The 2839-nt window shown below is 65.8% G+C and carries 4 protein-coding genes; 2 read left to right on the top strand and 2 right to left on the bottom strand.

Translation table 11 applies throughout. The annotated features are described in order from the left end of the window. Both VGD44_RS13440 and groES read right to left on the bottom strand, forming a co-directional pair. A partial coding sequence (locus VGD44_RS13440) for a TCP-1/cpn60 chaperonin family protein (protein ID WP_331087829.1) occupies positions 1 to 636 on the bottom strand: 636 nt, incomplete at its 3' end. A 38-nt stretch (positions 637 to 674) separates the two neighbouring features. After that, entirely contained in the window at positions 675 to 986 is a 312-nt protein-coding gene (gene groES, locus VGD44_RS13435; protein WP_331087827.1) for a co-chaperone GroES, read from the bottom strand. A gap of 206 nt (positions 987 to 1192) precedes the next feature. Here groES and VGD44_RS13430 point away from each other — a divergent pair, with 206 nt between their 5' ends. Continuing rightward, a complete protein-coding gene (locus VGD44_RS13430) occupies positions 1193 to 2404 on the top strand; it encodes a cyclopropane-fatty-acyl-phospholipid synthase family protein (protein WP_331087825.1) in 1212 nt (403 codons plus the stop codon). Positions 2405 to 2500: 96 nt separating this feature from the next. Further along, positions 2501 to 2839 (top strand): hypothetical protein (locus tag VGD44_RS13425; RefSeq protein WP_331087823.1); only part of this gene is annotated, 339 nt, incomplete at its 3' end.

Raw genomic sequence — 2839 nt, 5'->3', positions numbered from 1 at the left:
CTCCATCTTCTCGGCGTTGGTGATGAAGTACGGCGACAGGTAGCCGCGGTCGAACTGCATCCCCTCGACGACGTCGAGCTCGGTTTCGGCGGTCTTGGCTTCCTCGACGGTGATGACACCCTCGTTGCCGACCTTCTCCATGGCCTTGGCGATCATCTCGCCGACTTCCACGTCGCCGTTGGCCGAGATGGTGCCGACCTGGGCGATTTCAGAGTTGGCCGAGACCTTCTTGGCGTTGGCCTTGATCTCTTCGACGACCTTGGCGACCGCCTTGTCGACGCCGCGCTTCAGGTCCATCGGGTTCATGCCGGCCGCGACCGACTTCAGGCCCTCGACGACGATGGCTTGCGCCAGGACCGTGGCGGTCGTGGTGCCGTCACCGGCCTTGTCGTTGGTCTTGGAGGCGACTTCGCGGATCAGCTGGGCGCCCAGGTTCTCGAACTTGTCGGCCAGTTCGATTTCCTTGGCGACCGAGACGCCGTCCTTGGTCGAGCGCGGAGCGCCGAAGGACTTCTCGATGACCACGTTGCGGCCCTTGGGGCCCAGGGTCACCTTCACGGCGTTGGCGAGGATGTTGACGCCGCGCAGCATGCGGTCGCGCGCGTCGGAGGCGAAATAGACGTCTTTGGCAGCCATGGCTGTCTCTCTTTTCTAGAAAATTAGGGGGAAGCGGCTCAGGCGGCCTTCGCGGCCTTGTCGGCCTCGAGCACGCCCAGGATGTCGCTTTCCTTCATGATCAGCAGGTCCTGGCCGTCGAGCTTGACCTCGGTGCCGGACCACTTGCCGAACAGGATGCGGTCGCCGACGCTGACGTCGAGCGGCTGCAGCTTGCCGGACTCGTCACGAGCGCCCGGGCCGACGGCGATCACTTCGCCTTCCTGCGGCTTTTCCTTCGCGGTGTCGGGGATGATGATCCCGCCCTTGGTCTTGGCCTCTTCCTCGACGCGCTTGACGAGGACGCGATCTCCCAGGGGACGAAACGCCATGTTGGTTCTCTCTCTATTCCGTTCGAGACGGTGCAATTGCGGTGACGCCGGCGAGGGGCAACGTGGCTGTTAGCAGTCCCAACCCCTGAGTGCCAACGTCGGTGGGGAGTTAGGAACAGGCACATACGGAGTCAAGACGGACGTGCAGCCGCGCTTGGCTTTTCCGCACTCCACCCTAGTCTGAGCCCTCAATTGGGAGGGCCACGGTGGGTCTGCAATCGGTTCTGAAAAATCTGGTCCGCGAGGGCGACCTGACGGTGAAGCTGCCGGGCGGCGCCGAGCTGAAGCTGGGCGACGGATCGGGTCCGCCGCTGGTGGCGCGGGTGACCAGTGCTACGTGGGCGGCGCGGATCGCGGCCAAGCCGGGGCTGGGCGTGGGTGAGGCCTACATGGACGGCGGCCTGGTGCTTGAGCAGGGCCACATCGACGAATTCATCGACCTGATCGGCGCCAACGCGAAGAACAAGACGAAGAAGCGGGGTCCCTTCCGTCGCTGGCTGCGCAAGACGCTGCGCGAAGCCAACGACCGGGTGGCGGCGCGCAAGAACGTGGCCCACCACTACGACCTCTCGTACGACCTCTACCGGCGCTTCCTCGACGAGGACATGCAGTACAGCTGCGCCTATTTCGAGCGGCCGGACATGACGCTCGAGGAGGCCCAGCTCGCCAAGAAGCGGCACATCGCGGCCAAGCTGGCGCTGGAGCCCGGCATGAGCGTGGTGGAGATCGGCTGCGGCTGGGGTGGGCTGGCGCTGCAGCTGGTGGAGGACGCCGGCGTCGAGGTGGACGCCATCACGCTCTCCGTCGAGCAGCTGAAGGTGGCCAAGGCGCGGGCCGAGGCGAAGGGGCTGGCGCACAAGGCGCGGTTCTCGCTGACCGACTACCGCGACCTGACGGGGACCTACGACCGGGTGATGTCGATCGCCATGTTCGAGGCGGTGGGCCGGCCCAACTACCAGGAATATTTCGACGGCGTCGCGCGGCTGATGAAGGACGACGGGGTGGCGCTGGTCCATTCCATCGGCCGGCCCGAGGCAGGCGTCACCAACGCCTGGATCGACAAGTACATCTTCCCCGGCGGCTATTCGCCGGCGCTGTCGGAGGTGCTGCCGGCGATCGAGCGGGCGGGCCTGATCGTGACCGACATCGAGATCCTGCGCCTGCACTACGCCGAGACGATCCGGCACTGGCGCCAGCGCTTCGCCGCGGCCCGGGCCGACATCGCCGAGCTTTACGACGAGCGGTTCTGCCGGATGTTCGAGTTCTACCTCGGCATCGCCGAGCAGAGCTTCCGGGCGCGCCGGCAGTTCATCTTCCAGGTCCAGCTGGCCAAGCGCGTCGACGTGCTGCCGATCACCCGCGACTACATCGGCGAGACCGAGCGCGGGTACGCGAAGCCGAAGCAGAGGGTGGCGTAGGCGCGACGTGCCGCGCCTGAAATGTGTGGAGGCGCCTAAAAACCGCCGCTAGGGTCGCGCTCAAGAAACTCGAACGACTGTTTGGAGAGAAATCCAATGCGCCGCGCTATTGCGCTTGCCGCCACCCTGAGCCTGATCGCCGGCGTCGCGTCCGCCGAAACCTGGACGAAGTTCCACACGATGGAGAACGGGGCCGAAGTCTCGTACGACAGCGACTACACCTACAAGGACAAGGCGACCGGCCGCCTCGTGGTCATGCAGGCGCTCTCCAAGGGCACGCTCGGCCCGTCGGCGCCCGGAAAAGCCGACAGCGTCGGCAGCGTCGCGGCCTACGACTGCGCCAAGAAGAACGTGATCCCGATGGCCAACTACCGGCCGAACCAGGGGCTGGACATCAAGGCCACCTGGCGCTCGGACACGCCGAAAAAGGCCGAC

Origin of the sequence: Phenylobacterium sp., assembly GCF_036402295.1 — a bacterium.
Taxonomy (GTDB): domain Bacteria; phylum Pseudomonadota; class Alphaproteobacteria; order Caulobacterales; family Caulobacteraceae; genus Phenylobacterium.
The sequence above is the reverse complement of the archived record's forward strand: the minus strand, read 5'-3'. Positions and strand labels throughout refer to the sequence as shown.

What these genes read in the sequence shown, in the direction of transcription:
- groES (WP_331087827.1), bottom strand. Translation starts at nt 986, where the DNA reads ATGGCGTTTCGTCCCCTGGGAGATCGCGTCCTCGTCAAGCGCGTCGAG.